This window comes from Halostella limicola (assembly GCF_003675875.1).
GTDB classification, from domain to species: Archaea; Halobacteriota; Halobacteria; order Halobacteriales; family Natronoarchaeaceae; genus Halostella; species Halostella limicola.
This window is the reverse complement of sequence record NZ_RCDI01000002.1, coordinates 14243-38673: the sequence shown is the minus strand read 5'-3', so window position 1 is coordinate 38673 and position 24431 is coordinate 14243. Positions and strand designations below refer to the sequence as shown.

33 protein-coding genes and 1 tRNA gene are annotated in these 24431 nt (G+C 67.9%); 12 read left to right on the top strand and 22 right to left on the bottom strand.

Annotation, left to right across the window (positions count from 1 at the left end):
* Nucleotides 1–47: 47 nt before the first annotated feature.
* Complete coding sequence (locus D8670_RS08270; protein ID WP_121817647.1) at nucleotides 48–1358, top strand: M28 family peptidase; 1311 nt, start codon at nucleotides 48–50, stop codon at nucleotides 1356–1358.
* A 59-nt stretch (nucleotides 1359–1417) separates the two neighbouring features.
* Complete coding sequence (locus tag D8670_RS08265; RefSeq protein ID WP_121817646.1) at nucleotides 1418–2161, top strand: NAD(+)/NADH kinase; 744 nt, start codon at nucleotides 1418–1420, stop codon at nucleotides 2159–2161.
* A 19-nt stretch (nucleotides 2162–2180) separates the two neighbouring features.
* On the opposite strand, the gene D8670_RS08260 is transcribed toward D8670_RS08265, so the two are convergent.
* From D8670_RS08260 to D8670_RS08215, 10 genes are all read right to left on the bottom strand, one after another.
* Nucleotides 2181–2615, bottom strand: coding sequence for a DUF7313 family protein (locus D8670_RS08260; RefSeq protein ID WP_121817645.1), 435 nt, complete (start codon nucleotides 2613–2615; stop codon nucleotides 2181–2183).
* A gap of 84 nt (nucleotides 2616–2699) precedes the next feature.
* Complete coding sequence (locus D8670_RS08255; RefSeq protein ID WP_121817644.1) at nucleotides 2700–2960, bottom strand: DUF7314 family protein; 261 nt, start codon at nucleotides 2958–2960, stop codon at nucleotides 2700–2702.
* A complete protein-coding gene (locus D8670_RS08250; RefSeq protein WP_121817643.1) occupies nucleotides 2953–3273 on the bottom strand; it encodes a DUF7315 family membrane protein in 321 nt (106 codons plus the stop codon). Before D8670_RS08250 ends, D8670_RS08255 begins: the two co-directional genes overlap by 8 nt.
* 13 nt (nucleotides 3274–3286) lie before the next feature.
* The gene (locus D8670_RS08245) at nucleotides 3287–4054 is read right to left on the bottom strand and encodes a cytochrome b family protein (protein ID WP_121817642.1); all 768 of its coding nucleotides are present in this window, start codon (nucleotides 4052–4054) and stop codon (nucleotides 3287–3289) included.
* Between the two features lie 4 nt (nucleotides 4055–4058).
* Nucleotides 4059–4853 carry a cytochrome b gene (locus tag D8670_RS08240; RefSeq protein ID WP_121817641.1) on the bottom strand — a complete coding sequence of 265 codons (795 nt, stop codon included), beginning with the start codon at nucleotides 4851–4853 and terminating at the stop codon, nucleotides 4059–4061.
* A 1-nt stretch (nucleotide 4854) separates the two neighbouring features.
* Entirely contained in the window at nucleotides 4855–5715 is an 861-nt protein-coding gene (locus D8670_RS08235; RefSeq protein ID WP_121817640.1) for a QcrA and Rieske domain-containing protein, read from the bottom strand.
* 3 nt (nucleotides 5716–5718) lie between these two features.
* Entirely contained in the window at nucleotides 5719–6105 is a 387-nt protein-coding gene (locus D8670_RS08230; RefSeq protein ID WP_121817639.1) for a DUF7318 family protein, read from the bottom strand.
* Nucleotides 6106–6108: 3 nt separating this feature from the next.
* Nucleotides 6109–6765, bottom strand: a complete 657-nt coding sequence (locus tag D8670_RS08225; RefSeq protein WP_121817638.1) for a plastocyanin/azurin family copper-binding protein — start codon at nucleotides 6763–6765, stop codon at nucleotides 6109–6111.
* 95 nt (nucleotides 6766–6860) lie between these two features.
* Nucleotides 6861–7652: a DUF7319 domain-containing protein gene (locus tag D8670_RS08220; protein WP_205254064.1), complete on the bottom strand. Its 792-nt coding sequence runs from the start codon at nucleotides 7650–7652 to the stop codon at nucleotides 6861–6863.
* Nucleotides 7653–7796: 144 nt separating this feature from the next.
* Complete coding sequence (locus D8670_RS08215; protein ID WP_121817637.1) at nucleotides 7797–8978, bottom strand: DUF7344 domain-containing protein; 1182 nt, start codon at nucleotides 8976–8978, stop codon at nucleotides 7797–7799.
* A gap of 198 nt (nucleotides 8979–9176) precedes the next feature.
* Between D8670_RS08215 and D8670_RS08210 the strand changes: the two genes are divergently transcribed.
* Nucleotides 9177–9665: a DUF7321 family protein gene (locus D8670_RS08210; RefSeq protein ID WP_121817636.1), complete on the top strand. Its 489-nt coding sequence runs from the start codon at nucleotides 9177–9179 to the stop codon at nucleotides 9663–9665.
* Nucleotides 9666–9701: 36 nt separating this feature from the next.
* Here the strand turns inward: D8670_RS08210 and D8670_RS08205 are convergent, their stop codons facing one another.
* Together D8670_RS08205 and nth are read right to left on the bottom strand one after the other, a co-directional pair.
* Complete coding sequence (locus D8670_RS08205) at nucleotides 9702–9980, bottom strand: hypothetical protein (protein WP_121817635.1); 279 nt, start codon at nucleotides 9978–9980, stop codon at nucleotides 9702–9704.
* Nucleotides 9981–10064: 84 nt separating this feature from the next.
* Nucleotides 10065–10751, bottom strand: a complete 687-nt coding sequence (gene nth / locus D8670_RS08200; RefSeq protein WP_121817634.1) for an endonuclease III — start codon at nucleotides 10749–10751, stop codon at nucleotides 10065–10067.
* A gap of 98 nt (nucleotides 10752–10849) precedes the next feature.
* Between nth and mvaD the strand changes: the two genes are divergently transcribed.
* The 3 genes from mvaD to D8670_RS08185 all read left to right on the top strand — a co-directional run bounded on the left by mvaD (nucleotide 10850) and on the right by D8670_RS08185 (nucleotide 13540).
* Nucleotides 10850–11833: a phosphomevalonate decarboxylase MvaD gene (mvaD, locus tag D8670_RS08195; protein ID WP_121817633.1), complete on the top strand. Its 984-nt coding sequence runs from the start codon at nucleotides 10850–10852 to the stop codon at nucleotides 11831–11833.
* Nucleotides 11834–12065: 232 nt separating this feature from the next.
* Complete coding sequence (locus D8670_RS08190) at nucleotides 12066–12317, top strand: HalOD1 output domain-containing protein (RefSeq protein WP_121817632.1); 252 nt, start codon at nucleotides 12066–12068, stop codon at nucleotides 12315–12317.
* An 86-nt stretch (nucleotides 12318–12403) separates the two neighbouring features.
* Nucleotides 12404–13540: an NAD(P)/FAD-dependent oxidoreductase gene (locus tag D8670_RS08185; RefSeq protein ID WP_121817631.1), complete on the top strand. Its 1137-nt coding sequence runs from the start codon at nucleotides 12404–12406 to the stop codon at nucleotides 13538–13540.
* Here D8670_RS08185 and D8670_RS08180 read toward each other — a convergent pair whose 3' ends face one another.
* On the bottom strand, nucleotides 13541–13900 hold the full coding sequence (locus D8670_RS08180; RefSeq protein ID WP_121817630.1) for a hypothetical protein: 360 nt from the start codon (nucleotides 13898–13900) through the stop codon (nucleotides 13541–13543). It lies immediately after the preceding gene.
* 71 nt (nucleotides 13901–13971) lie between these two features.
* Nucleotides 13972–14733, bottom strand: coding sequence for a peptidase M10A and M12B matrixin and adamalysin (locus D8670_RS08175; protein WP_121817629.1), 762 nt, complete (start codon nucleotides 14731–14733; stop codon nucleotides 13972–13974).
* A 231-nt stretch (nucleotides 14734–14964) separates the two neighbouring features.
* Here D8670_RS08175 and D8670_RS08170 point away from each other — a divergent pair, with 231 nt between their 5' ends.
* The gene (locus D8670_RS08170; protein ID WP_121817628.1) at nucleotides 14965–15174 is read left to right on the top strand and encodes a DUF8119 family protein; all 210 of its coding nucleotides are present in this window, start codon (nucleotides 14965–14967) and stop codon (nucleotides 15172–15174) included.
* 96 nt (nucleotides 15175–15270) lie between these two features.
* Here the strand turns inward: D8670_RS08170 and D8670_RS08165 are convergent, their stop codons facing one another.
* Nucleotides 15271–15525: a hypothetical protein gene (locus D8670_RS08165; protein WP_121817627.1), complete on the bottom strand. Its 255-nt coding sequence runs from the start codon at nucleotides 15523–15525 to the stop codon at nucleotides 15271–15273.
* Nucleotides 15526–15660: 135 nt separating this feature from the next.
* The gene (locus tag D8670_RS08160; protein ID WP_121818563.1) at nucleotides 15661–16662 is read right to left on the bottom strand and encodes an alcohol dehydrogenase catalytic domain-containing protein; all 1002 of its coding nucleotides are present in this window, start codon (nucleotides 16660–16662) and stop codon (nucleotides 15661–15663) included.
* Between the two features lie 132 nt (nucleotides 16663–16794).
* Here D8670_RS08160 and D8670_RS08155 point away from each other — a divergent pair, with 132 nt between their 5' ends.
* Entirely contained in the window at nucleotides 16795–18300 is a 1506-nt protein-coding gene (locus D8670_RS08155) for a lipase maturation factor family protein (protein WP_121817626.1), read from the top strand.
* Between the two features lie 41 nt (nucleotides 18301–18341).
* On the opposite strand, the gene D8670_RS08150 is transcribed toward D8670_RS08155, so the two are convergent.
* Complete coding sequence (locus D8670_RS08150) at nucleotides 18342–18728, bottom strand: DCC1-like thiol-disulfide oxidoreductase family protein (protein WP_121817625.1); 387 nt, start codon at nucleotides 18726–18728, stop codon at nucleotides 18342–18344.
* 113 nt (nucleotides 18729–18841) lie between these two features.
* On the opposite strand from D8670_RS08150, the gene D8670_RS20845 reads away from it, so the two are divergent.
* Nucleotides 18842–19012 (top strand): hypothetical protein, encoded by a 171-nt coding sequence (locus tag D8670_RS20845; protein WP_162994237.1) that lies wholly within the window; start codon nucleotides 18842–18844, stop codon nucleotides 19010–19012.
* Here D8670_RS20845 and D8670_RS08145 read toward each other — a convergent pair.
* The 3 genes from D8670_RS08145 to D8670_RS08135 form a co-directional block, all read right to left on the bottom strand.
* A complete protein-coding gene (locus D8670_RS08145) occupies nucleotides 19009–20103 on the bottom strand; it encodes a YihY/virulence factor BrkB family protein (RefSeq protein ID WP_121817624.1) in 1095 nt (364 codons plus the stop codon). The genes D8670_RS20845 and D8670_RS08145 overlap by 4 nt on opposite strands.
* An 80-nt stretch (nucleotides 20104–20183) precedes the next feature.
* On the bottom strand, nucleotides 20184–20600 hold the full coding sequence (locus tag D8670_RS08140; RefSeq protein WP_162994236.1) for a DoxX family protein: 417 nt from the start codon (nucleotides 20598–20600) through the stop codon (nucleotides 20184–20186).
* Nucleotides 20601–20756: 156 nt separating this feature from the next.
* A tRNA-Arg gene (locus D8670_RS08135) sits at nucleotides 20757–20831 on the bottom strand.
* Between the two features lie 95 nt (nucleotides 20832–20926).
* On the opposite strand from D8670_RS08135, the gene D8670_RS08130 reads away from it, so the two are divergent.
* The 3 genes from D8670_RS08130 to D8670_RS08120 all read left to right on the top strand — a co-directional run bounded on the left by D8670_RS08130 (nucleotide 20927) and on the right by D8670_RS08120 (nucleotide 22999).
* Nucleotides 20927–21775, top strand: a complete 849-nt coding sequence (locus D8670_RS08130) for a geranylgeranylglycerol-phosphate geranylgeranyltransferase (protein WP_121817623.1) — start codon at nucleotides 20927–20929, stop codon at nucleotides 21773–21775.
* Between the two features lie 142 nt (nucleotides 21776–21917).
* Complete coding sequence (locus tag D8670_RS08125) at nucleotides 21918–22559, top strand: RAD55 family ATPase (RefSeq protein ID WP_121817622.1); 642 nt, start codon at nucleotides 21918–21920, stop codon at nucleotides 22557–22559.
* 32 nt (nucleotides 22560–22591) lie between these two features.
* The gene (locus D8670_RS08120; RefSeq protein WP_121817621.1) at nucleotides 22592–22999 is read left to right on the top strand and encodes a CoA-binding protein; all 408 of its coding nucleotides are present in this window, start codon (nucleotides 22592–22594) and stop codon (nucleotides 22997–22999) included.
* Here the strand turns inward: D8670_RS08120 and D8670_RS08115 are convergent.
* Nucleotides 22996–23976 (bottom strand): PLP-dependent cysteine synthase family protein, encoded by a 981-nt coding sequence (locus D8670_RS08115; RefSeq protein ID WP_121817620.1) that lies wholly within the window; start codon nucleotides 23974–23976, stop codon nucleotides 22996–22998. The two genes, D8670_RS08120 and D8670_RS08115, sit on opposite strands and share 4 nt — an antisense overlap.
* A 33-nt stretch (nucleotides 23977–24009) precedes the next feature.
* Nucleotides 24010–24375, bottom strand: a complete 366-nt coding sequence (locus D8670_RS08110; protein ID WP_121817619.1) for a DUF5798 family protein — start codon at nucleotides 24373–24375, stop codon at nucleotides 24010–24012.
* Between the last annotated feature and the right edge of the window lie 56 nt (nucleotides 24376–24431).

Sequence of the window (24431 nt, the reverse complement as noted above, 5' to 3'; positions counted from 1 at the left end):
TCGTTCGAGACGAAACGCTTAGGCGTAATCCCCGTGCAGGAACGGCCATGACCGAGTGGATCGGTGACACGTTCACCAGCGACTTCGGATGGGGCCACCTCGAAACGCTCGTCGACGTCGGGAACCGGATGGCCGGGAGCGAGGGCGAGCGCCGGGCCGCCGAGGCGACCCGCGACGCCCTGGAGCGCGCGGGCGCTCGCGACGCCCGTCTGGACGAGTACGACATCCAGGGGTGGACCCGCGGCGACAGCGCCGTCCGAGCGGCGGGGACGGGACAGGAGTGCATCGCCCTGCCGCGCAGCCCCGCGGGCGAGGCGACGGCCGAACTGGTCGACCTGGGCCACGGGCTCCCGGAGGACTTCGAGGAGCGCGACGTCGAGGGGAAGGTCGTGATGGCCCGCAGCGACGCCCCCGACTACTACGAGCGCTACGTCCACCGCCGTGAGAAGTACTACCATGCGGTCGAGGGCGGCGCGGCGGCGTTCGTCTACCGCAACCACGTCGAGGGGTGTCTCCCGCCGACCGGAAGCGTCGGCACGGCTGACGACCCCATCGGCGAGATCCCGGCGGTCGGCGTCTCGAAGGAGGTCGGCGCGCGCCTCGCCCGCCGCTTCGACGGCGACGAGGTGACCGTCGAGGTCGAGGCCGACCTCCACGAGGCGACGAGTCAGAACGTCCGCGCGGAACTCGGTCCTGACACCGACGACGCCGTGCTCGTCACGAGCCACGTCGACGCACACGACATCGCCGAGGGAGCTATGGACAACGGTGCGGGAACAGCCATGGTCGTCGAGGTGGCCCGCGCGCTCGCCGAGCGCGAGGACGAACTCGACACGCGCGTGCGCTTCGTCGCGTTCGGCGCGGAGGAGGTGGGCCTCGTCGGCTCCGAGCACGCGGCTGAGGGCGCCGACCTCGACCGGGTCCGCACGGTCCTGAACTTCGACGGCGTCGTCCGCGGGCGGACGCTCTCGTTCTACACGCACGGCTTCGACGCGCTGACCGACGCGGCCGAGTCGGTCGCCGACCGGTACGGCCACCCCGTCGAGACCATCCCGGAACTCGGCCCTCACAGCGACCACTGGCCGTACGTCAAGTGGGGCGTCCCCGGCTATCACGTCATGAGCAAGACCGGAGACGAGGGCCGCGGCTGGGGCCACACCTACGCCGACACGCTCGACAAGCTCGAACGCCGCGACCTTCGCGAGCAGGCCGTCCTGCTCACCGACCTCGCGGTCGAACTCGCCGACGAGTCGTTCGACGCCGAGCCGAAGACCCCCGATCAGATCGCGAGCGCGCTGGAGGAGCAGGACCTCGCGGAGGGGATGAAGATCACCGGCGACTGGCCGTACGACGACTGACCGAAACCTGCAGCCTTTTGCCCTCCGGGACGCAACGGCCGGTATGGTGCGGGTATCCTATGGCCGTTGAGACCGTCGTCGCCGTCGTCGGCGCGACCGCGGACCGTATCGCCGACGCTGTCTCGGCCGCCGGCGGCGAGCCCGTCGTCGGCGAGGACGCCGTCAGACACGCATCGACGAGCGAAGTCGACCTCGCCGTCGCCGACGGCGGGGACGCGCTCGTCGACCTCGTGCGAGCGGGCGTCGACGTCCCCGTCCTCCCGGTCGAGGCGGGACGCGGCGTCCGCTCCGTCCCGCAAGCGGCCGTCGACGACGCCGTCGCCGACGCCGTCGCGGGCGAGTACCGAGAAGCGGTTCGGCCGGTCCTCTCCGTGTCCGTCGACGGCGATACCGCCGTCCGCGCCGCCTTCGACGTGACACTCGTCACGACGGAGCCGGCCCGCATCTCGGAGTACGCCGTCCGGACCGCGGACCGCCGCGTGGCCGAGTTCCGGGCGGACGGCGTCGTCGTCGCGACGCCGGCCGGAAGCAGGGGGTACGCGAACGACGCCGGCGGCCCCGTTCTCGACCCGACGACCTCCGTCCTCGCCGCGACGCCCATCGCGCCGTTCGTCACGGACGCGGACGACTGGGTGCTCCCCGAGACGGACCTGACGCTCTCGGTCGAGCGCAACGAGGGCGACGTGTCGCTGGTCGTCGACGGCCGCGACGAGGGGCAGGTGCCGCATCACACGCCCGTCGACGTGTCGCGCACCGCCGACCTGCGGCTGGCGGTCGTCGACGACAGTCGATCGCTTTACTGAAAACGGCGTTCCGGCGGCCTCAGACGATGCCGTTCCAGAGCGGCTCCACGACGAAAAACAGGCTCTGGTAAGCCGCGTACATGAGAACGAAGACCGAGCCGATGACCGCAGCTTTCGGCCGGTCGAGCGGCTCGTCGCGCCGCGCTTCCACCTTTCGGGCCTCGAACTCGAAGAAGTCCGTGATGACCGTTCCGACCACGAGCATCGAGAGGATCATCCCGCCGTGGTGGGCGATCGTGAGGTAGTAAAACGACGCGAGAACGAGCACGACGTTCGCCGCTTCGTGGGGCACGTACCGGCTGATCGCCTCCGCGCCGTCCTCCGCCTGCTGAACGTGCGTGCGATGTGCCAGTATCCGCGTGACCATGTTGAGAATCACCAGCCCCAGGAGGAGAAACTCCACCTGCGTCTGGGTGAGAGCGTCGATGGGGCCGAACATCGATGACGGATCCATACGTCAAACTGTGTATTTGGCCCATTAGTGTTTTTCCAATCTCCCGTCGCGGACCGCCGGCGACGGGAGGGACCGATGGCGCCGTTACTCGGCCTCGTAGGCGGCGTACAGCTCGCGCGCGGCCGGGATGACGACCCAGAACGTCAGCGCGCCGAGAACGGCGAACCAGAACATGCCGTCTTTCAAGGCGATCGCGATCGCCTCGTACGTGCCCGGATCCGAAGGGTTCGGAGCAGTGAGCTGCTGGCCCTCGAACGACGGCGTGTTGTACCACCCCGCGAGCACCATCCAGACGAGTCCCGCGCCCGTGAAGATGCCGAGCCCTTTCGCGAATTCGTCAGCCATTGTGTGATCCTTCGTCGTCGCCGTCTTTAGCGTTTCCCATTCCTTCCGCTCGGAACCGCGTGGCGAAGGCGTACACGCCCGCGCCGAGCAGTATCGACGCCAGTCCGGCAACCGCGAGGGCGACGTTCACCTCCGACAGCTCCGCCGTCGCCCGGTTGGTCGCCGAGTCAAGGAGCGCGAACCCGAGGATGGCGCCCACCATGGCGAGGAGCGTCGAGAACACGGTGACCGTCTTGTACACCCGCATCGGCACGACGATCTCGCGGCTCCCGCGGTCGTCGGCCTCCGACTCCCTCGATTCGGACGAAACCATCGAAAAAAGTGGGTTACTTCGGCGGGCGAAGCCGGTAGTACCGGCGGTTGAGGTCGAACATGTACCCCTCGCGCATCGACTTCAGCACCGCGTAGCTGATCGTCCCCGCCATGATGGGCAGGAGGAACGTCAGGTCGAACAGCAGGTGTGAGTCGATGGGGACGAGGTTCTTGACGGCGAGCGTGCTGATGGTCAGCGCGAAGACGACGCCGCCCACGCCGACGGCCGCCCAGAAGGGCTGCTCGACGGGACGCCGCGCGCTTCCCTTGTTCAGGAACGGTACCATCGCGATGGCGCCGACCACGACGATGTTGGCGACGACGCCGTATGTGCGGTCGGCCATCATCTTCTGGCCGCCGAGCAGCGACAGCTCAGGGTTGAGCGGCCCGAGCTTCAGCAGGCCGAACGACCAGTACAGGTACCAGTCGGGCAGGATGATCGCCGGCGTCGTGCTCGGGTCGGCGACCTCCAGCATCTCCGGCGGGAGCGTCGCCGACAGGAACAGGATCATGCCGACGAAGAAGCTCGTCAGCGCCAGATTCCGGATCAGTTCGTGCGGCCACGTCGGGAAGCCGAGCACGTCGCGTTCGACGTAACTGGACTCCTGGCGAAGGTCCTGGTCCTCGCGGCGCGCGCGCTCGAAGTACTCGTACGTGAGGCGGGACAGGCCCTGCGTGCGCTCCTTGCGCTCTCGCCACGACGGCACCTCGTCGTCGGGGGCGACGATGCCCGGCCCGCTGCCGTCCGTTCGCGTCTCGGTGGTGTCGTTGTCGTCGGTCATTGTGTTAGTGGGGTTCCGCGATGCCCTGCATCCAGACGATGCCGATGTGGATGGCGATCAGTGCGGTCACGACGAAGGGCAGGAAGAACACGTGCAAGATGTACATCCGTTGCAACGTTGGCTGCCCGAGCGTGAAGCCGCCGAACAGCAACTGCGCGGCCCACTCGCCAATGAGCGGGACCGACAGCGCCATCTCGACGCCGATCTGGCCGGCCCAGAAGCTCAGCTGGTTCCACGGGAGCAGGTAGCCCGTGTACCCGAACACCATCGTCAGGCTGATGAGGACGATGCCGATGAGCCAGTTCAGCTCGCGGGGCTCCTTGTACGCGCCGGTGAAGTAGACGCGGAGCATGTGCAGGAACACCGCCGCCGTCATCACCTGCGCGGACCAGCGGTGGATGCTCCGGAGCATGTACCCGAAGTTCAGGTCGGTCATGATGTAGACGACTTGCTCGTACGCCGCGGCGGTCTCGCCGGCCGTCGCCGGGGAGTAGTAAAAGCCCAGCAACGCCCCGCTCACTGCGGCGACGACGTACGCGATCGTCGAGAAGAACCCGAGCGAGTACAGCGGGTACCAGTACCAGAACTTGTTGTCGAGGTTGTACTGCTCCGTGTGGCTCTTCGGCATCTGGAGGTTCGACTTGTAGTACAGGTTCTCCAGCAGTTCGAGGTAGTCGACGATGCGGAACCGCTGGTCGAGCCACATCAGCGACACGAGGAACGTCTTCTCGACGGGCGTCAGGTCCCGCTCCTCCATCCAGGCTCTGTGGTCGTGTTCGTCTTTCTTCTCAAGACTCATGCTAGTTGTCCTCCGGACGCGGGAGTGCCGTGAACGTCGTCTCGACGATGCTGAACGGGTCGTAGACCGACTGGTGGCACTGGCAGTACACGTCGTCTTCCGCGTTGAACTTCGCCGCGCCCTCCGAGGCCTTCCAGCCGGGGACACAGCAGAAGTGCGTGCACTTGTTCAGCCAGGCCATGAAGCCCTGGTCCGTCGAGGCGGCCAGCCACTCGTCGTCCTGCGCCATCTCCTCGATGATCGGGCTCCGAACGACGATAACCGGTATCGTGTCGACGTCGTCGCCCTGCGACCGCCACGTGGCCGCCGCCGGCTTCCCGAGGCCACCCTGCCCGATGTCGTTCCCCCAGCTCTCGTAGTCCTGGAAGTCGCTGACCTGGACGATGTCACCGCCGGAGGTCTCCTCGCCCTGCCACCCGTACGACGGGGGCGGGGACGGGGAGTACCGGAAGAAGTTGTCCATGTCGGCCTCGGGGTCCAGCCCGGCGTAGGACTGGATCCCGCAGTACTGGAACCAGCGGTTCGAGTAGCTGCGGCCGGTGTCTTTGAAGTTGTCCGTCTCGGCGATGATCTGTGTCTGGCCCTGCACCTCTATCTCTTTGACTTCCGGCCAGACGCCTTTCAGCTCCCCGTTCTCGACCTCGACGGGGATCTGCGGCATCCCGCGCGGCGCGGGGCCGTCGGTGTTCTCGATCGCCATCGCCTTCGTCGAGCCGCCGCCGGCACCGCTTTGCTCGGTGGCGGAGTCGATCGCGCCTGCGGTGGCGGTGCCGACGCCGGCGAGCGCCGCGCTTCCCACGACGCCTTTCACGAAACGACGGCGGTCGGATTCGACCGGATACTTGTCTTCGTCTTCTGGCATTGTTTATTTCTTGTAGTACGGGTAGACTGCTCGTTTCACGTGTTCCCAGGCGTTACCTCCGAGTTCGCGTCCGTCGGCGTCCTCCTCGCGGACGTAGAGGTCCTCCCACTTGCGCCGTCGCTTCTTCACGATCATCACGTCGGGCAGGAACTCCTTGCGGTACAGCGCGAGGATGAACGCCAGGTCGACGAAGATGACGGCGAGGGTGAAGCCGAGGAACATGTTCCCGGTCTCGACGTACCCCCAGCCGTTGACCAGGCCGTAGGTGAAGAGGCCGACGAACACGATCTCGATGACCGTCAGCAACACGATAGCTATCGCGGCCGCAGTGCTCTCGCGAGCCGGTTCGTAGCGGTGAATATCGCCGTACGTGCTTCCTTCTGATGACATGGTTTACTTCCTGTTGGGGCTGCTCGCGTTGGGCGATTCGCCGTATTTCAGCACGTAGAACGTGAACACCAGCGAGACGAGGATCATCAGGATCGTCGCGAGCCCGACGAAGTGCGCCTGGATGGGGACGCCGAGTTGGTGGATGTCGACCTCGCCGCCGCCCCCGCCGCCTCCGCCGGCGGACGGGTCCTGACCCTGCTCGTTGACGATCACGGTGCCTTCCATGCCGAGGGACTGGTGGGGGGAGCAGTAGTAGGCGTACTCGCCGGTCGTCTCGAAGGTGTGTTCGTAGGTGAACCCGGAGTTCTCGATGGGTTCGTGGCCCTCCCAGTTCGCGTCGTCGGGCTGGCTGTCGACGACGACGTTGTGCCCGTCGCCCTCCCACTCCCACACGACGGTCGTCCCGGGCTTTACGTACACTTCGGCCGGTTGGAACTCGTTGTCGACGACTGCGACCGTCTTCGTGCCGCCCCCGCCGCCGCCACCGCCGGTCTCGTTGCCGTCGGTCTCGTTCCCTCCGGACTCGTTGCCGACAGTTTCGTTGCCGGAGGACGTCTCGTTCCCGTCGTCCTCCTGGGCGACGGCCGGAGGCGCCGCGCCGGCGACGGCGGCGGTTCCCGTCACGCCGCTGGCCGTCTTCAGAAAGTCCCGCCTGTTCATACACGTGGAACTGAGGATTGTGTTCGCTTAAAGCCACCGATGCCGACCACGCCGCAGGCTACCGGTTCGACCGCGAGAAGGTGTCCCGCGGTGGTTTAGGGGTCCGCGGATCGCTCCGCGGCGTCACCGTCGTCGTCTCCTTCCAGCGGGAGGAAATCCGGCCGCTCCCCGGCCTCCAGCCCGGTGGCCCGGAGGCGGTCGCGGTACTCCTCCGCGCGGAACTTGTCTGACAGGCGCGCGTTGGCGACCGTCACGAACAACACGAGACCGATGACGATGAACCCGGCGGCGACGACGGCCGCGATGCCGCTGACGTCGGCGAACAGCCACGCCCCGAGCAGCACGAGGCCGGCGAGGACCTGGATGGCCGCGATGGCCTGCAGCATCAGGTTGCCGAGTTCGCCGCTCCCCTCGGGGACGGACTCGGGGTCGGGGAGGAACACGTCCCCCTCCGGCGGGGCCGGGGGGTCGTACGACTCCATCGAGCACAGCGCCACCGTCGGCTTCACGTCGCGCATCACGGTGCCGAACCCCTCGACGGTACCGTCGGGGTACACCATGGCGTACCCCTCGTCGGAGTACGCGAGCAGGCGCATCTCGCCGTCCCGTCGGATCCGCTCCAAGACGGCGAACACCTGCCGGTCCGCGATCTGGTTCGCGAGGTCGGCCTCGACGCGGTCGAGCAGGTCCCGGCCCGTGATCCACGTGTCGTCGTCGAAGGCGGCGTCCCACTCCTCGGCGGTCATCTCCGCCATCTGCTCGGGACCGAAGTCGTCGAAGTCGTACTTCTCCTCGACCCTCTGGCGCAGCGTTTCGACGTCCTCGGACTCTTCGCCCGCGGCGTCGGGCGGCTGCTCGCCGGTGCCGTCGTCCGAGGTTTCGCTCATCGAGACGGAGTTGGAGCGCGCGGGCGTTAAGTCCACCGGGACCGCCGCGCCCGGCGAGGCGTCTCGCGGACGCGATCACAGGAATAGAGAGAGTCGAAGCGTCGCCGAACGTCGCGCTTACGGCGGCGTCACTCAACGTCGCGCTTACAGCGGAAGCTGCGAGCGGAAGTCCTCGCTCTGGGCGTCGAGGTGGTCGAGGCGGGAGCCGAGCAGTTCCCGCACCAGCATGACGACGCCGTTGTCCGTCCCCGCGCCGGTGAGGGCCGTCTCCTCGTAGACGCCCGTCTCGATCTCGTCGCCGAGCGTCCCGAGCATGATCGCCTCGCGGTCGGCGAAGACGAGTCGCCCCACCCGCCGCTCGCTCGGGGCCATGTTCAGCCAGTCCATCTGCGGCTCCCAGATGACGGCCTCGGGGAGTCGCTCGCGGACGAGGTCGCGCACCTCGGGGGTCTGCGAACCGACGTAGACGTCGACGCCGCGGTCGAGCGCCGCCTGCAGGCGGCGGATGCATCCCTCCTGGATGAGGCCGGTGGTCGTCGCCATGATGAACAGCTCGTCGTCGGCCCGGTCGAACAGCGTGTGCGCACGCGCGACGACGTCTTCCGTCCCGTGCACGGTCCAGACGTCGTCGGACCGCTCGGCGTCGGCGAGTATCGGCCGCGGCGTCTCGCCCGTCTCGAACAGCAGCCACTCCTCGTCCAGGTCGGGATGGCCGGCGTAGGCGACCTCGTCGGCGTCGCGGTCGTACTCGACGAGCCCGGCGTCGTCGAGCATCGGGAGGTGGACGTGGTGGAGCGTCACCAGGACGTCCTCGGCGTCCCGGGGCGGCACCTCGATCTCGTCGACGCCCTGCTCGCGGGCGACGACCGCTCTGGCGAGTCGGTCGCGGTCGACGGGACCGTCCGCGGCGCTGAGGACCGTCAGGGCGACTCGCCGCCGACCCTCGGCGAGGGATTCGAGGACGGCGTCCCAGTCGTCGGCCTCGACGCTCACGATCTGGTCCAACTTCGGGTCGTCGTGGACAGGGTGGTCCGAGACCGCGACCGCGCCGCTCTCCTCGTCTCGCTCGATCAGGTTCGCGTCAGCCAGAGCGGGCAGGTGGTTGTGGCGAAGCGCGACCAGCGTCTCGCGGAACTCGTCTTCGGTGACCTCGAAGAGGCGTTTTTCGTTCTCCACAGCCGCGAGGTGCGTCGCGAGCCCCTCCGCGTCGAGGGCTCCGCCGCACTCGCGGAGGAGTTCGAGCGTCCGCCGCCGCCGGCCGTGAGTCACCGCGTTAATGATAGAATTCCCGTCGGACTCGGGCTCTTGGAGGAGCTTACTTTGCATACATCTCCCTTACTCCCTAAGGGGGATGAACTTCGCGCCAAACTCATTAGGTACGGACGATCCGTAAATTCCACATAAACACACTATTACTCGTAACCCTCCCGACCGCCGACAGGTGTGACGACCCCGACGCGCCGGCCCCGATCCACTCGCGCGCGGATCACGCCCTTTAACGCCGGTCCGTCCTAATCACCGGCAATGGCGTCGGAGACCGTCCTCGCGACTACGGCGGCCGCCCTCGTGACGTTGAGTTTCCCCTTCTATCTGTACGGCGCGTGGGTGATGATCGACGCGGAGGAAGAGGAGGTGACCTGGGACCTCCTCGTGTACCACCTCAAGTTCATCGTCGTCGGCCTCCTGCTGACTACGGTACCGGTCGCCGTCTGGATGTTCCCGCGCCTCTGGGACCAGCTCGGCGGGTTCGCCGCCGCGCACGCCTTCTTCGGCCTGCAGGCGTACGCGATGCTGACGTTCGCGCTCACCGGCATCGTCCGCATCCTGCAGGCGAAGCGGAAGCACGACCTCTACTCGGACCCCGACCAGGACGTCTCGCTGTCGGACCTGCACGAGAACGCCGACGCCTGGCGCCGACGCCTCCGCGTCGGCGTGTTCGGCTACGTCGCGTTCTGGGTCCTGGCGTACGCGCTCGGCATCGCTCGGTACGTCATTAAGTATCAAATATTCTGACGGTCCGCGAACGGGCGCCGAAAAGAGTCGGCGGTGCTAGCTCTGGAACGGTTCCTCGTCGCGGTGGTTGTCGGGGTTCTCCTGCTCGCGCGCTTCGTCCTCCCGGACCGTCGAGCCCTCGTCGATGTCCCGCTCGTCGGCCTCCTCCTTGGCGCGTTCGCGGGCCTCCTCCTGTCTGGCCTCGGCTTCCTCCTCGGCCTCTCGCTCTTCCTCGGACTTCTCCTCCTCGTCTTTCTCCTGCGCCAGCGTCACGTCGCGCTCGTGCGGGTTCCCTTCGTCTCGCTCGACCGGACTCTCCTCGTCTTCGTTAGCCATTGTCGTTCCCCCGGCCGGGCGTTCGCCGGTCCCGTGTTTATGACTTTGGTCGGGTTCGGTGAGGCGACGATCGCCCGACAGCGGTCAGTTCCAGGGCTCGCCACTGGCGAGGTCTATCTCGCTGTCCGTCTTCGATGACGGGCAGATATCTGCGAGGACGCAGTCCGCGCAATCGGGGTTGCGCGCCGTGCACGTCGCGCGCCCGTGATCGATGAGTAAGTGGGTGAACTGCTGCCACTCGCGCTCGGGGACGACGTCGAGCAGGTCCCGCTCGATGCTCTCGGGGCGCTCCTCTTCGGTCAGTCCCAGCCGCCGACTGATCCGCTGGACGTGCGTGTCGACGACGATGCCCTCGACCACGTCGTGGCCGTGCTGGAGGACGACGTTCGCCGTCTTGCGGCCAACGCCGGGGAGTTCGGTCAGGTCGCCCATCGTATCTGGCACCTCCCCGTCGTGTTCCTCGACGATCGCCTCGCCGATGCCCTTCAGGTAGCCGCCCTTGTTGTTGTGGAAGGTGATGCCGTAGATGTCCTCGGCCAGTTGCTCCTCGCTGGCCTCGGCGTAGTCCTCCGGCGTCCGGTACTTCTCGAACAGCTCCTCGGTCACTTCGTTCACTCGCTCGTCGGTGCACTGCGCGGAGAGGACGACCGCGACGAGCAGTTCCAGCCGGCTCGAGTAGTTCAGCGAGATGGTGCTGTCGGGGAACTCCTCCTCCAGTCGCTCGATGACTTCCTCGGCCTGCGCCTCGCGCGGCTCCAGCGGCGTACCCATAGACGCCCCTCGCGGCGCGCGGCTACTAAGCGATCCGAAATCGGCCCCGTGTTTCGTATCCGGGAGGTTTAAGCGGCGGCAATACAGGGAGTGGTAGTATGAAAGCCACCGCGAAAGCGCATCCGATCCAGGGCATCGTGAAGTATCACGGGATGCGCGACGAGCGCCTCCGCCTGCCGTACCACGACAGCATCAGCGTCTGCACCGCGCCGAGCCACACGAAGACGACCGTCGAGTTCGACATCGACTACGACGAGGACACGTTCGTCGTCGACGGCGAGGAGCTCACCGGCAACGGCTACGAACGCCTCGAACGCGTCGTCGAACACGTCCGCGACCTCTCCGACGCCTCCCACACCGTCTACCCGGTCCGCATCGAGAGCGAGAACTCCTTCCCCTCGAACGTCGGTCTCGGATCCTCTTCCTCCGGTTTCGCCGCCGCCGCGATGGCGCTGGCCGAGGCGGCTCACCTCGACATGACGCTCCCCGAGATCTCCACCATCGCCCGCCGCGGCTCCTCCTCTGCCGCCCGCGCGGTCACCGGCGGCTTCTCCCACCTCTACGCCGGCCTGAACGACGAGGACTGCCGCTCCGAGCGCATCGAGACGCCGCTCGACGACGAACTGAAGACCGTCATCGGCCTCGTCCCCTCGTACAAAGAGACCGAGGAGGCCCACCGCGAGGCCGCCGACAGCCACATGTTCGAGTCCCGCCTCGCACACATCCACGAGCAGATCGGCGAGGCCCGCGACGCCCTCCGCGAGGGCGACTTCGAGCGCACTTTCGAACTCGCCGAGCACGACTCGCTCTCGCTGGCCGCGACGACGATGACCGGACCCGCCGGCTGGGTGTACTGGCAGCCCGCCACCCTTCAGGTGTTCAACGCCGTCCGCGAGCTCCGCGAGGAGGAGGACGTGCCCGTCTACTTCTCGACCGACACCGGCGCGACCGTCTACGTCAACACCACCGACGAGTACGCCGAGCAGGTCCAGGAGGTCCTCAACGACGTCGGCGTCCAGACCACTATCTGGGAGGTCGGCGGCCCGGCGGAAGTGCTCGACGAGAGCGAAGCGCTCTTCTAGCCCGACGGCTCGTCGCGCCCCCTCCGTACCGCGCTCGACCGACGGCGGCGTTCGCCCGTCTCCCGTTTTCACCGACCTGTCACGATCCCGACCAGTAAGTGTCGCTTGTCCGCGTCCGCGACGTGATTAATATCGCCGCCGAGCGCCCCGGATCGTAAACCTCCATCCTAAATGATTGTTCCGTAGCAACGACCCTCCGGTGTTTTTGTATCGACTGTCGTGGTACCCGCCAATGTACGAGTACGAGTTAGACGACGACGAACCGCCGAGCGAAGGCATTCCGATGGTCGTCGCGGCCGTGGAGGACTGCTCTCTGACGGAGATGACGCAACTCGGAAAGCGGATCGACCCGGACGCGCTGAACCGACTGCTGGAGGAAGCCCCCGACGACGAGATGCGCGTTCGGTTCCGGTACTCGGGGTACGGCGTGAGCGTGACGTGCGACGAGGTCCGGGTCGACGAGGCGCCCGCCGACTTCCCGTAGGGAGCGCCCGCCGTCCGTTCGTCGTCGGCGGCGTCGCGGGCCGCAGACCCCCGAACCCATAACGGTTCGGTCCGAAGTCACCGGCGATGAAGGTCGCTGTGTTCGGAGGCGGCTACGCCGGCGTAACGCTCGTTCGACGGCTGGAGGACGCGCTTCCGGAGGACGCGGAGATCCTGCTCGTGGACGACTCCGGCGACCACCTGGTCCAGCACGAACTCCACCGGGTCGTTCGCCGGCCGTCCGTCGCCGACGACATCCTCGTGCCGCTGACGGAGGTGGTGGACCGCGCGACCGTCCGCCGCGGGCGCGTGACCGACGTCGACCCGGACGCGAACGAGGCGGCGCTCGACGACGGGTCGACCGTCACGTACGACGTGGGCGCGGTCTGTGTCGGCGCGGAGACGGCGTTCTACGGCCTGCCGGGCGTCGAGGAGCACGCCACGCCGCTGAAGCGCCTGCGGGACGCCGAGGCCATCCGGGAAGACTTCCTCGACGCGCTGGACCGCGGCGGGCGGGCGGTCGTCGGCGGCGCCGGGCTCTCGGGCGTCCAGTTGGCGGGCGAACTCGCGGCCCTCGCCCGCGAGGAAAACGCGCCGGACGCGACCGTGACGCTGCTAGAGCGATTCGACGACGTCGCGCCGTCGTTCCCGCCGGCGTTTCAGCGCGCGGTCCACCGAGAACTCGAAGCGCGCGGAGTGGATGTCCGGACCGGCGCGACCGTCGACGGTGCGGACGCCGATGCCGTCGCGCTGGCCGACGGGTCGTCGATATCCTACGATGCCTTCGCGTGGACGGGCGGCATCCGCGGCGCTGACGCACTGGGCGGCGAACGCCCTCAGGTCGACGGCTCGCTCCGACTCGGTGACTCGACGTTCGTCCTCGGCGACGCGGCCAGCGTCGTCGACGCCGACGGCGAAGCGGTGCCGGCGAGCGCGCAGTCGGCCATCCGCGAGGCCCGCGTCGTCGCGGAGAACGTCCGCCGTCTCGTCGAGGACGACGGCGGCGTCTTCGCGCCGCGGCTCGACCAGTTCAGGTTCGACTCGCCGGGGTGGATCGTCAGCGTCGGCGACGGGGCCGTGGCGAAGGTCGGTCCCTCCGTCGTGACCGGCGCGGCGGCGAACGCGCTCAAGGCCAGCGTCGGCGCGGGCTACCTGAGCTCCGTCGGCGCGGTCAGGAACGCGGTCGACCTCGTCAACGAGGAACTCGACCTCGCGGTCGAGTGATCAGGCGCCGGGGACGCCGACCGCGCCGAACGTCGTGAGCCCGATGGCGGCGAGGATGTACACCACGACGAGCACGGCGATCCACGCGATGAGCGCGATGAGTATCGCGTCGACCCATCCGCCGGGGTACCGCCAGTTGATGATCGCGACATACGCGAGCAGCACCAGGATCGGACCGAGCAGCGGTATCCAGCCGACGAAGAGGCTCACGAGCGCCCACACTATCGCCCCGATCAACGCCGTTATGATCGCGTACGTGTAGTCGTCGTAGTCCGATATCACCCGGGCCCCGACGTAGATGCCGAGCGCCCCGATGAGCAGGTTCACGACGAACACGATGATGGAGTCTATGACTGCCATGTTCGTCCGGACGACCGCGACCCGGTTTAGAATTCGTCGCCTAGGACGCGAACGGTCCGGAAAACGTCACGTTACTCGCCGCGGTGGCGCTCGAACGGTGTCTGGACGCCGAGTTCGCCGTCGTAATCGGCGATGGCCTCGGCCGCACAGTCGGAGAACAGGAACGACAGCCGCCGATGCTCGGCGTCGAGGTCGCCGACGGCGCCGCACGCGCCGCTTCCGGGGTCGTACCCCTCGCTCCAGGCGTAGCTGCTTATCATCGGCGTCGCGATAGCGGCGTCGCCGCGGGTGTAGACGCTCCCGTCGTCGTGGCTCAGACCGACCGCGTGACCGCACTCGTGGAGGAGCACCTGCATCACGCGGGCCGGCTCGGAGTACGGCACGACGGGCGCGGTCTCGGCGACGCGCGGAAGCGCTGCCAGATAGCGCGCCCCGCCGACCGCGGCGACGTGAGCGGCCCCCACGCCGGTCGGGGCGGTGTCCATCGGGCCGTCGGTGAGGAGCACGTTCACGTCGTCCACCGGGTCCACGTCGCTACCGCCGGCCGCTCCCTCCGCGAGTAGTCCGGGCCACTCGCCGCTGCGCATCACCCGGTAGCCGTGTTCTCTGTCGACGCTGACAGTGCCACCCAGCGAGACTGTCAGGTCGTCACGGACGGTCCCGAACGCGAGTTCCACGTACTCCTTCGCCCGAGAGGCGACGCCGTATCGAGCGGCGTCCTTGGTGACCCACAGCCGGACGTCGAACGAGTCGTCGCCCGTCCGGTGTCGGTTCGCCAGCGCGCCAAGCGACCCGGCGTGGACGCACGCCTTCAGGAACGACCGCCGGTTCACCTGATCACCTCCAGTATCAAATCTGGTAACCGTTCACCATTCGGGTAGTATAAGCATTCTGGCCAGCGGCCGCCGCGGTACGAAAGCGTCTGCGCGGATGACGCCCGTACTCTTGATTCGAAGGGGAGGCGGTCGCGCGTTCGACCCTGCGACGCGGGCGACCTGTCGCTTCGAGGCGGTCGTTGACGCGACCGGGCGTATTATGCCGGCGCTCGCCCAACCGTCACGGGAATGAGTCGACTCGACGACATTCAGGACCGCGTCCGGGAGCAGAAGTGGGGAATGCTCACGGACCTCGCCTTCGCCGTCGTCTGGGTGACGGTAGTCACTGTGTTTTTCGACCTCGTCGACGGCCCCCAGTGGGCCTACTACATGTTCATGCTCGCGGGCGTCATCGCGTACTACGGGTTCATGGGAGGCCTCGAACCTGGCGACGGCTGACGGGAGCGGTCCCGGAAACCAGATGGGGCCTTCTCCCAGGCCCCGCGCTCAGTCGAAGCAGCCGACACGAGTCGCGTGAACCAGTCCGGCGGCGGGTCACCGCGGCCGTTCGGCGTCGGCGTGGACCACGTCGTCGAGGACGACCCGAAGGCGCCCGGACTCGAGGAGTTCGTCCGCCTGGTCGAGGTCGAACTTCGCGTGACAGCCCTCGCCGTCGATGACGACGTGTCGGTCGGTCTTCCTGACCACCGTTGCGAGGCAACTCCCCGTCCGGTAGTCGTACCGGACGGTGGTCCCGGGGTGAACGGCGTCTGCGGTGATCCGGAGGTGCTCTCGACCGAAGAGTGACATACCGTCACACGGTTCGGCGCAACCATATATTTTGTGGAAGTTGGAAGTGGGAAACGGACCCCGACGGTTTCTCCCGCATACAGCGTGGGTTCGGGCGGGAGACCGGACTAAAGTTAAGAAAAGTTATATTTTCGATCAGGGGACGAGTACCGCCCGGAACCGCACCTCGCCCTCGCTCATCTGGCGGTAGGCCTCGGCGGCGTCCGCCAGATCGAACGTCTCGACTGCGGGTACGACATCCCGGAGGTCGCTGAACGCCAGCGCGTCCTCGGCTTCGCTCGGGGTCCCCGACGCCCAGCCGGCGACGCGGCCGCGTGTGCCGACGAGCTGCGTCGCGTCGACCGGGACTGGATCTTCGGGCGATCCGACGACGAGCACCTCGCCGTCCGCTCCGAGTCCGTCCACGACTGATGCGACGGCGTCGCTCGACGGCGCGGTCACGAGAGCGACGCGCGCGCCGCCGAGGTCACGCAGCGCCGCCCCCGGGTCGACGGCCTCGCTGTCGACGTAGTGGTCCGCGCCGAGGTCGAGCGCGGCGGCGCGTTTCTCCGCGCCCCGCGAGACGGCGACCGTCTCGAAGCCCGCCCGGTGCGCGTACTGGACGCCGAGGTGGCCGAGGCCGCCTATCCCGACGACGGCGACGAGGTCACCGGGGCAAGCGTCGGAGTGTCTGAGGGCGTTGAACGTCGTGAGCCCGGCGCAGAGCAGCGGGGCCGCCGCCGCGTCGTCCAGTTCGTCGGGGACGGCGGCGAGGGCCTCCCGGCGGGCGAGCGCGTACTCGGCGTACCCGCCGTCGCGGTGGAGCCCGGTGACGACCCCGTTCTCGCAGTGGACGAACTCCCCGCGGCGGCAGGCGTCGCAGTCGAAGCAGTGCCCGCCGTGCCACCCGACGCCGACGCGGTCGCCCTCGTCCCACTCGGTGACGTCGCCTCCGACGGCGTCGACCGTGCCGACGATCTCGTGCCCCGGAACCCGCGGGTACTCGACGGGCGGCGCGCCCTCGCGCGCGACGTCGTCGCCGCCGCAGATTCCGCAGGCCGCGACGGCGATCCGGACCTCGCCCGGCTCCGGTTGGGGGATCGCTCGCTCCCTGACCTCGAGATCGCCGTCCGGTTCCGGGACCACCGCCGCGCGCATCGTCTCGTTCGCCATGGCGGCGCTTCGGCGGCGACCCCCGTATCGGTTTCCGGAAGCGAGATTTTGTATCCGAGTCGACACGTCTGCGCGCTCCCGTTACGCCTTTGATCGCCGCCGCGGTTACGCCCCGGTATGGCGCTACCGGGATCGGAGGACTACTGGCTGGTCCGCTTTCTCTTCCAGCGCGCCCTCGCCGTGATCTACCTCGCGGCGTTCCTCGTCGCGGCGAACCAGTTCCGGGCGCTCGCCGGCGAGGACGGCCTCCTGCCGATCGGGGAGTACGTCGAGGCCGCGTCGTTCCGCGAGCGGCCGAGCCTCTTCTATCTCTACCCGGACGACCGGGTAATCGGGGCGGCCGCGTGGACCGGCGTCGCGCTCTCGGTCGCCGCGCTCGTCGGCCTGCCGTACTGGCTCCCGGAGCCGTACCCGATCGTCGCGTCGATGTTGATCTGGGCGGCGCTGTGGGCGCTGTACCAGTCGTTCGTCAACGCCGGGCGGGTCTTCTACGGCTACGGCTGGGAGTCGATGCTGCTGGAGACGGGCTTTCTGGCGATATTTCTCGGTGCCGGCGCGAGCGGCCCACCGGTCGTCGTGGTCTGGCTGATCAAGTGGGTGCTCTTTCGCAACATGTTCGGCGCGGGGCTGATCAAGATCCGCGGCGACGACTGCTGGCGCGACCTCACCTGCCTCGACTACCACTACGAGACCCAGCCGATGCCGAACCCACTCTCGTGGTACGCCCACCACCTCCCCGACCGGTTCCACCGCGTCGAGGTGTTCGGGAACCACGTCGTCGAACTCGCCGTCCCCTTCCTCTACTTCGCGCCGCAGCCGTACGCCGCGGTCGGCGGCGTCGCGACGGTCGGCTTCCAGGCGTGGCTCATGCTGACCGGCAACTTCTCGTGGCTCAACGCGCTGACGATCGTGCAGGCGATCGCGACGTTCAGCGACGGCGTCCTCGGGGCGATGGTACCGGACTCCGCGCTGTCCGCCGTCGGCGCGACGCCCGCTGCGACCGCCGCCACACCCCCGCCGCTCCCTCTGCAGGCGGTCGCACTCGCCGTCTCGGTCCTCGTCCTCACGATGAGCGCGCGGCCGGTCAGGAATATCCTCTCCACATCGCAGGTGATGAACACCGCGTACGACCCGCTCCACCTCGTCAACACCTACGGCGCGTTCGGGTCGATAACGCGCGACCGCTATCAGCTGGTGATCGAGGGGACGCGGGAGGAGTACCCCGACGAAGCGGACTGGGAAGCGTACGAGTTCCGGGGACAGCCGGTTCGGACGGACGAGCGGCCGCCGCAGTGGGCGCCGTACCACTTGCGCCTGGACTGGCAACTGTGGTTCGCCGCGATGCGTCCCCGCCCGACGCGGCGGCAGCGCTGGCTCTTCCGGCTGCTGGAGTCCCTGCTGGACGGCGACGACGCCACGCTCGACCTGCTGTCGGACGCCCCGTTCGACGGCCCACCGGAGATGGTCCGCGTGACCCGCTATCGGTACCGGTTCACGACGCCCGAGGAGCGCGCGGAGACGGGCGAGTGGTGGCGCCGCGAGCGCGTCGGCACGTACGTCGCCCCCGTCACGCTCGACGACCTCCGCTCGGGCGGTGCGACGCCCCGACGGAGCGTCTTCTGAACGGTCGCGAGCGGTGTCCGACCGACCCGACTCACCCCGGATCAGTCGCGGTCGTCCGCCGACCGCGCCGGCGGCGTCTTCGACAGCACCTTCCCCCAGAGGCTCCGGTTGTCCGCGACGAGGCGATAGCCGCCCTCGCGGACGGAGCCGTAGCCGTCGAAGCGCCGGAGGGACTCCACCAGCGGTCTGGCGGACTCGCCGAGGTCCGACCGGACGAACGCCTCCTCGATCGACGCCCCGCAGGAGTACACCTCGTCGTCGGTCACCAGGTGCGAGCACTCCTCGTAGTTCTCCGGCAATCGGTCGCGAAGCTCCGGCGTCAGCTCCGCGAAGCCGACGATCCGGAGGTCGGAGCGGCGGGCGAGGAAGTCGGCCCACCAGGTGCAGAAGCCGCAGTCGTCGTCGTAGACGAGCACGGGTTCGGCCATGCGCGATCGTTCGGGCGGCAGTCACTAACGCTTGCCGCCCGGAGCGACGCCGTCACGCGCCGCCCCCCGTCCGGACCGTCGGAGCCTTGCCGCTCGGCGCGGAACGCGGATCCATGGAGCGGTTCGTTCAGTTCGTGGTCGCGGGCGGGGTCGCGCTGGTCGCCGGCCTCTGGGCCGTCAGCCTGTCCGCGTGGCCGGCGACTCCGTCGATCGCCGGCGCGGTTCTCGTCCTCCTCGGTGCGGGGGCCCTCGCGGTCGGCATCGCCGCCGAGATCGAGTACTAGTCCTCCGTCGCGGCGGCGCGTTCGTCCGCGGGATCGGTCTCGCCCTCCGGCGGCTCGTCGGTCCGCCAGCGGAACGCCACCTCCCACTTCGTCCCGTCGTCTTCCCCCTTCGACTGCTCGATCACCTCGACGTCGCCGTCGGGATGGCGGTACCGGCCCGTCCCGTCCGGAGTGCCGGCCCGCCCCGCGTCCCCGGTGGGAGTGATCTCCTCCCGGAGGTTCCAGAGGTACTGGCCGAACTCGTCCGGCGAGAGCGACTGCTCGCGGTCCGTCTCGTACCCCGTCGCCCCTTCGCCGACGCCGCCGGCCTTCTCGGAGGCGTGGTCGCCGATCACGGCGTTTATCACCGCGCCGAGCAGGAGGACGAGCCCGGAGAAGTACAGCCACGTGATGATCACGATGACGCTCCCGAAGAAATCCCCCGACCCGCCGCCCGTGAAGGAGAGGTACACCTGAAACACCGCCTGGAACGCCGCCCAGCCGACCGCCGCGAACGCCGCGCCCGGCCACACGTGGTCCCAGTCGACGTCGGTGTCCGGGAACCGGTAGTACATCGGCAGGAACGCCAGCACCAGACCGACGACGAGCACCAGCGGCGTCAGGTAGCCCACGAACGGGATGACCGACGAGAACCGCGAGAAGGCGGCCGTGACGCCGACCGTCGCCAGGATGGCGACCACCATCGCGACGAACACCACGATCCCGTCGACCAGTTTGTCGACGAAGGAGTTCTTCGTCTTCGTCTCGTAGATCTCCGAGAACGCCGTGTCGAGCCCCCGGAAGATCTTCAGCGTCCCCCAGATGAGCACGAGAAGGCCGACGGCCGACGCGCCGCCGCCGGAGTTGTCCCGCAGTATCCCCGAGACGGCGTCGGCTATCGGTCCGGGCAGCGACTGCTGGGAGAGTTCGATGATCCGGTCTTCGAGGCCCGTCCCCGACACCGAGACGACGAACAGGACCACGAGCAGCAGGGGCGCGAGCGAGATGAACGCGTTGTACGCGATCCCCGCCGCCATGAAGGTCACGTTCTTCTGGGAGAACTCGTTGAACACCTGCTTCCCAGTCGCCGTGGCGCCCGAGAGGCTGACCATACCGTACGATCGACGGAAAGACGGAAAACGGGCAGTGTGGGCGCGCAGAGATGTCGGGTGGGCGGTGATGATCGTCGGTATCAGCTTCGGTCCGCCTCGGCCGGGGGTCGCGTGTACCAGAGCGCCCAGAGGATCAACACGCCCTGCAGCGGGAGTCGTCCCCAGCGGACGAGGTCGGAGGGGTCGCCGCCGCCCGGCATCCCCTCGACGACGACCCCGTGGGTCGCCATGTAGACGTTCGCCGGAAAGACCGCGACGAGTAATGCGACCGTCGCCCACGCCGCGTGCCGTCGAGTTCGGGGGACCAACAGCCCGACCCCGACGGCTATTTCGGCGAGGCCGGACAAGTAAACGAGCGCGAGCGCCGCCGGGAAAACTGGCGGGACGATCTGGACGTACAACTCCGGCACGACGAAATGCAGAACGCCAGCGACGACGTACGCGGGGGCCATCACGTACAGTAGCGGGCGTTTGAGCCGGTACAGAACCTCCTTCATCGCCAGAAGATACTTCTCAGAGGGGCGAAACAGTTTCGCTCTCCGTCAGACAGTCCGAGTGGTGTTCGACGACGCACGCCGGTCAGTTTCGACATCGGTCGGGGAAGTAGTCAATTCAATAACTGTATGGTAAATGCTCTCCGAGAAGTAACGTGATGGGCGCTGCAGGATTTGAACCCGCGACAGCTTGGTCCGAAGCCAAGTACTCTGTCCAGACTGAGCTAAGCGCCCTCGGGCGAAAGTTGGGCGACGGCACCGTTTAAACCCACTGATTTCTCGCGACCCGTTCCGCGCCCTTTATCAGGGAGCCGTCGGGACTGAGCCCTATGAGTGCCGGAGAGCGGGTCCGCGGGCTGCTCGAGTTGACGCGGCCGGTCAACGCGGTCGCCGCGGGTGCGCTGACGTTCATCGGCGCGTTCGTCGCCGTCGGGACGGACGTCCCCGCGGTGCCGGCGGCCGCCGCCGTCGTCGCCACGGTCGCCGCCACCGCGGCCGGCAACGCCGTCAACGACTACTTCGACCGGGAGATCGACGCTATCAACGAACCGGACAGGCCGATCCCGCGGGGGGCGGTCAGTCCTCGCGGCGCGCTGGCGTTCAGTGCAGGGATGTTCGTCACGGCCGCGGCGGCCGCGTTGCTCCTGCCGCCGCTGGCGATCGGCATCGCGGCCGTGAATCTCGTCGCTCTGATCGTCTACACGGAGTGGCTGAAGGGGTTGCCCGGAGTGGGGAACTTCGTCGTCGCGGTCCTCGGGGGGAGCACGTTCCTCTTCGGCGGCGCGGCGGTCGGCCGGCCCGCACCGACAGTAGTGCTGTTCCTGCTCGCGGCGCTGTCGACGCTGACGCGGGAGATCATCAAGGATGTCGAGGACGTGGCGGGGGACCGCGAGGAGGGACTGCGCACGCTCCCGATCGCCGTCGGCGAGCGACGGGCGCTGTACGCGGCGGCCGCGGCCCTCGCGGTCGCGCTTCTGGCGAGTCCGGTCCCGTACGTCCGGGGGACGTTCGGCGTGCCGTACCTCCTCGTCGTCGTGCCCGCCGACGCGATCATGCTGTACGCGACCGTCGAGAGCTTCGACGACCCGACGGCCGGGCAGTCCCACATCAAATACGGGATGTTTCTGGCGGCGGCCGCCTTCGTCGTCGGTCGCGCGACGGCGGTGCCGTCGCTGTGATGAGCGGGTTTCCTTCGGTTCGTTTAACATACAATCAAAAACTCTATAAGTTCGATTCGTACACCTTTATGGTACGCGAAGGCGTTGAACGAGACAAGTAACAGTACGGGAGTCCCGGCTGTTCTCCCCACGAGGATCCGTCATGTATGATCTGGCTGCAGTCCAACCGGACGTCGAACTCGACCCGGGTACGAACCTGCTCGTAACGGGGCCCCCGCTTACGGGGAAGCGGCGGATAGCCCTGCAGATCCTCGCGAGCGGGACGGAGCGGGGGGACGGCGCCATCGTCGTCTCGACGAAGGACAGCGCGGACAAGTTGATCGACGAGTACGAGGACCTCGTCGGATCCGTGGAGGGGAAACCGGTCGGCGTGGTCGACTGCGTGACGAAACAGCGCGGCGTCGGCAACGCCGAGAACACCTCGCAGGTCAAGTACGCGTCGTCGCCGGTGGACATGACCGGCATCGGGATCCAGCTATCGGAGTTCCTCCAGGAGTTCTACGAGACGCGAAACGTCAAGCGAAACCGGGTCCTTCTCCACTCGGTGTCGACGCTGCTGATGTACTCGAACCTCCAGACCGTGTTCCGGTTCCTCCACGTGTTCACGGGGCGCGTCCAGAGCGCGGACGGACTGGGTCTGTACGTCATCGACTCGACCGCCCACGAACAGCAGACCCTGAACACGCTCAAACAGCTGTTCGACGGCGTCATCGAGGTCGAGGACGACGGCGGCGAGCCGTCGGTCCGAACCGTTGGTCTGTCGACGGCGTCGAACGACCAGTAGGCTTTAGCGGAGGGGGACCCCATCCTCGGGTGATGCCCGTCGAGAGCGACGCGGAGATACGAGAACTGCTCGGCCTGCGACGGATCGCGGTCGTCGGCTGTTCGTCTACGCCGGGGAAGGACGCACACGAGATCCCGAAGTACCTCGCGGACAACGGCTACGACGTGGTCCCGGTCAACCCGCACGCCGAGGAGGTCCTCGGGCGGCCGGCCTACGACTCGCTACGCGACGTAGAGGAGGAGATAGACATCGTCAACGTGTTCCGGCCGAGCGACGAGGTGAGCGACATCGTCGACGAGGCGCTGGAACGCGACGACGTCAAGGTGATCTGGACGCAGCTCGGGATCCGCGACGACGAGGCCGCGGAGCGCGCCGAGGCCGACGGTCGCCACGTCGTTCAGGACCGGTGCATGAAGGTCGAACACCAGCGGCTCTGCTAGCCTTCCCACTCCTCGAAGGACCGGTAGATCCCCTTCGAGAGGTACCGCTCGCTGGAGTCGGGAAAGAGGGTCACGACGGTGTCGTGGGGCGCGTCGATAGCGCCGTCTCGGATGTCCGCCGCCACGCGCCGGGCCGCGACGCTGGCCGCGCCGGCGCTCGACGCCACGAGGTGGCCCTCCTCCCGCGCTAGCCGCTTGAGTTCATCCTGTGCCTCGCGGTCGGCGACGTCGATCACGTCGTCGACGAGTTCGGGGTCGAACAGCTCGTTCGTCGACGGGTCGTGCGTGCCGATCCCCTCGGTCTTGTACTCCGCTTCCTGCTCGTCTCTGCCGAGCACCTCGCCGTACAGTGACCCCTCCGGTTCGACGGCAGCGACGTACGTCTCCGGGTTCTGTTCGCGGGCGTATCTGGCGATCCCCATGAGCGTCCCGGCGGTGCCGCAGCCGGCGACGACCGCGCCGACCTCGCCGTCGAGGGCCTCGTAGATCTCCGGCCCGGTCGTCTCGTAGTGGGCTTCGGCGTTGAGCGGGTTGGCGAACTGCTGGGGGACCACCGCGTCGTCCAGTTCGGCAGCGAGCTCGTGGGCGCGGGCGATGGCGCCGTCCATCCCGTCTTCGGTGGGCGTGTTGATGATCTCGGCCCCGAGCGCCCGCATGAGCTGCTGTTTCTCGATGCTGAACCGCTCGGGGACGACGAAGATGGCCGTCAGGCCGAGCTGTTCGGCGGCGATGGCGAAGCCGATGCCGGTGTTGCCGGCGGTCGGTTCGATCACCGTGCCGCCCTCCGGTACCTCCCCGCGCTCGACCATCCGTTCGAGCATGTACTTCCCGATGCGGTCTTTCACGCTCGCACCGGGGTTGAACGTCTCCAGTTTGGCGAACACGGGCACCGTGTCGGGCGACGCCTGCACGCGGACGAGCGGCGTCTCACCGACGGCGTCGAGTACGGAGTCGAAAGGCTCCCGATGGGTGGTCATCGGGTAGGCAATAGTTGCCGGGCCCGTTATACTTTATTGGTTCTCTTCGGCGGATGACTCGGCCATCGTCTCGACGGTAGCGTCGCCGGAGGCCGCGGTCGCGTCAGCGTCGGCGGCACTCTGATCCGTCGCCCCGTCGTCGGCGCTCTCGTCGAGGTCTTCGATGGCGGCGTCGGCGAGCACTTGCTCCACGTCGATCCCCTGTTGCTCGGCCATAGCGTCGAGGACCGCGCGCTGTTTCTCCTGCTCGGTCTCGATGGTCTCGACGCGGTCGCCGGTTTCGGCGGCCGTCTCCTCCAGCTTCATCACGCGCTCGCGCACGTCGACGAGTTGCTTGTACAGCTGTTCCGCCCGGTCCGCGACTGTCTGAATCTTCTTGGCGGTGCTGCCGAGTCCCATGTCCCGGCGTTCGGCCGGCGCCGTGATGGGCTTTCCGACTCGAACGCCGCGCTTAT

What these genes read in the sequence shown, in the direction of transcription:
- D8670_RS08145 (WP_121817624.1), bottom strand. Translation starts at nt 20,103, where the DNA reads ATGGTCAGCCTCTCGGGCGCCACGGCGACTGGGAAGCAGGTGTTCAAC.
- D8670_RS08130 (WP_121817623.1), top strand. Translation starts at nt 20,927, where the DNA reads ATGAGTGCCGGAGAGCGGGTCCGCGGGCTGCTCGAGTTGACGCGGCCG.
- D8670_RS08110 (WP_121817619.1), bottom strand. Translation starts at nt 24,375, where the DNA reads ATGGGACTCGGCAGCACCGCCAAGAAGATTCAGACAGTCGCGGACCGG.
- D8670_RS08140 (WP_162994236.1), bottom strand. Translation starts at nt 20,600, where the DNA reads ATGAAGGAGGTTCTGTACCGGCTCAAACGCCCGCTACTGTACGTGATG.
- D8670_RS08170 (WP_121817628.1), top strand. Translation starts at nt 14,965, where the DNA reads ATGAGTCGACTCGACGACATTCAGGACCGCGTCCGGGAGCAGAAGTGG.
- D8670_RS08265 (WP_121817646.1), top strand. Translation starts at nt 1,418, where the DNA reads ATGGCCGTTGAGACCGTCGTCGCCGTCGTCGGCGCGACCGCGGACCGT.
- D8670_RS08115 (WP_121817620.1), bottom strand. Translation starts at nt 23,976, where the DNA reads ATGACCACCCATCGGGAGCCTTTCGACTCCGTACTCGACGCCGTCGGT.
- D8670_RS08215 (WP_121817637.1), bottom strand. Translation starts at nt 8,978, where the DNA reads ATGCAAAGTAAGCTCCTCCAAGAGCCCGAGTCCGACGGGAATTCTATC.
- D8670_RS08165 (WP_121817627.1), bottom strand. Translation starts at nt 15,525, where the DNA reads ATGTCACTCTTCGGTCGAGAGCACCTCCGGATCACCGCAGACGCCGTT.
- D8670_RS08180 (WP_121817630.1), bottom strand. Translation starts at nt 13,900, where the DNA reads ATGGCAGTCATAGACTCCATCATCGTGTTCGTCGTGAACCTGCTCATC.
- mvaD (WP_121817633.1), top strand. Translation starts at nt 10,850, where the DNA reads ATGAAAGCCACCGCGAAAGCGCATCCGATCCAGGGCATCGTGAAGTAT.
- D8670_RS08260 (WP_121817645.1), bottom strand. Translation starts at nt 2,615, where the DNA reads ATGGATCCGTCATCGATGTTCGGCCCCATCGACGCTCTCACCCAGACG.
- D8670_RS08210 (WP_121817636.1), top strand. Translation starts at nt 9,177, where the DNA reads ATGGCGTCGGAGACCGTCCTCGCGACTACGGCGGCCGCCCTCGTGACG.
- D8670_RS08245 (WP_121817642.1), bottom strand. Translation starts at nt 4,054, where the DNA reads ATGACCGACGACAACGACACCACCGAGACGCGAACGGACGGCAGCGGG.
- D8670_RS08205 (WP_121817635.1), bottom strand. Translation starts at nt 9,980, where the DNA reads ATGGCTAACGAAGACGAGGAGAGTCCGGTCGAGCGAGACGAAGGGAAC.
- nth (WP_121817634.1), bottom strand. Translation starts at nt 10,751, where the DNA reads ATGGGTACGCCGCTGGAGCCGCGCGAGGCGCAGGCCGAGGAAGTCATC.
- D8670_RS08230 (WP_121817639.1), bottom strand. Translation starts at nt 6,105, where the DNA reads ATGTCATCAGAAGGAAGCACGTACGGCGATATTCACCGCTACGAACCG.
- D8670_RS20845 (WP_162994237.1), top strand. Translation starts at nt 18,842, where the DNA reads ATGGAGCGGTTCGTTCAGTTCGTGGTCGCGGGCGGGGTCGCGCTGGTC.
- D8670_RS08125 (WP_121817622.1), top strand. Translation starts at nt 21,918, where the DNA reads ATGTATGATCTGGCTGCAGTCCAACCGGACGTCGAACTCGACCCGGGT.
- D8670_RS08160 (WP_121818563.1), bottom strand. Translation starts at nt 16,662, where the DNA reads ATGCGCGCGGCGGTGGTCCCGGAACCGGACGGCGATCTCGAGGTCAGG.
- D8670_RS08220 (WP_205254064.1), bottom strand. Translation starts at nt 7,652, where the DNA reads ATGAGCGAAACCTCGGACGACGGCACCGGCGAGCAGCCGCCCGACGCC.
- D8670_RS08240 (WP_121817641.1), bottom strand. Translation starts at nt 4,853, where the DNA reads ATGAGTCTTGAGAAGAAAGACGAACACGACCACAGAGCCTGGATGGAG.
- D8670_RS08190 (WP_121817632.1), top strand. Translation starts at nt 12,066, where the DNA reads ATGTACGAGTACGAGTTAGACGACGACGAACCGCCGAGCGAAGGCATT.
- D8670_RS08150 (WP_121817625.1), bottom strand. Translation starts at nt 18,728, where the DNA reads ATGGCCGAACCCGTGCTCGTCTACGACGACGACTGCGGCTTCTGCACC.
- D8670_RS08185 (WP_121817631.1), top strand. Translation starts at nt 12,404, where the DNA reads ATGAAGGTCGCTGTGTTCGGAGGCGGCTACGCCGGCGTAACGCTCGTT.
- D8670_RS08120 (WP_121817621.1), top strand. Translation starts at nt 22,592, where the DNA reads ATGCCCGTCGAGAGCGACGCGGAGATACGAGAACTGCTCGGCCTGCGA.
- D8670_RS08155 (WP_121817626.1), top strand. Translation starts at nt 16,795, where the DNA reads ATGGCGCTACCGGGATCGGAGGACTACTGGCTGGTCCGCTTTCTCTTC.
- D8670_RS08255 (WP_121817644.1), bottom strand. Translation starts at nt 2,960, where the DNA reads ATGGCTGACGAATTCGCGAAAGGGCTCGGCATCTTCACGGGCGCGGGA.
- D8670_RS08250 (WP_121817643.1), bottom strand. Translation starts at nt 3,273, where the DNA reads ATGGTTTCGTCCGAATCGAGGGAGTCGGAGGCCGACGACCGCGGGAGC.
- D8670_RS08225 (WP_121817638.1), bottom strand. Translation starts at nt 6,765, where the DNA reads ATGAACAGGCGGGACTTTCTGAAGACGGCCAGCGGCGTGACGGGAACC.
- D8670_RS08270 (WP_121817647.1), top strand. Translation starts at nt 48, where the DNA reads ATGACCGAGTGGATCGGTGACACGTTCACCAGCGACTTCGGATGGGGC.
- D8670_RS08235 (WP_121817640.1), bottom strand. Translation starts at nt 5,715, where the DNA reads ATGCCAGAAGACGAAGACAAGTATCCGGTCGAATCCGACCGCCGTCGT.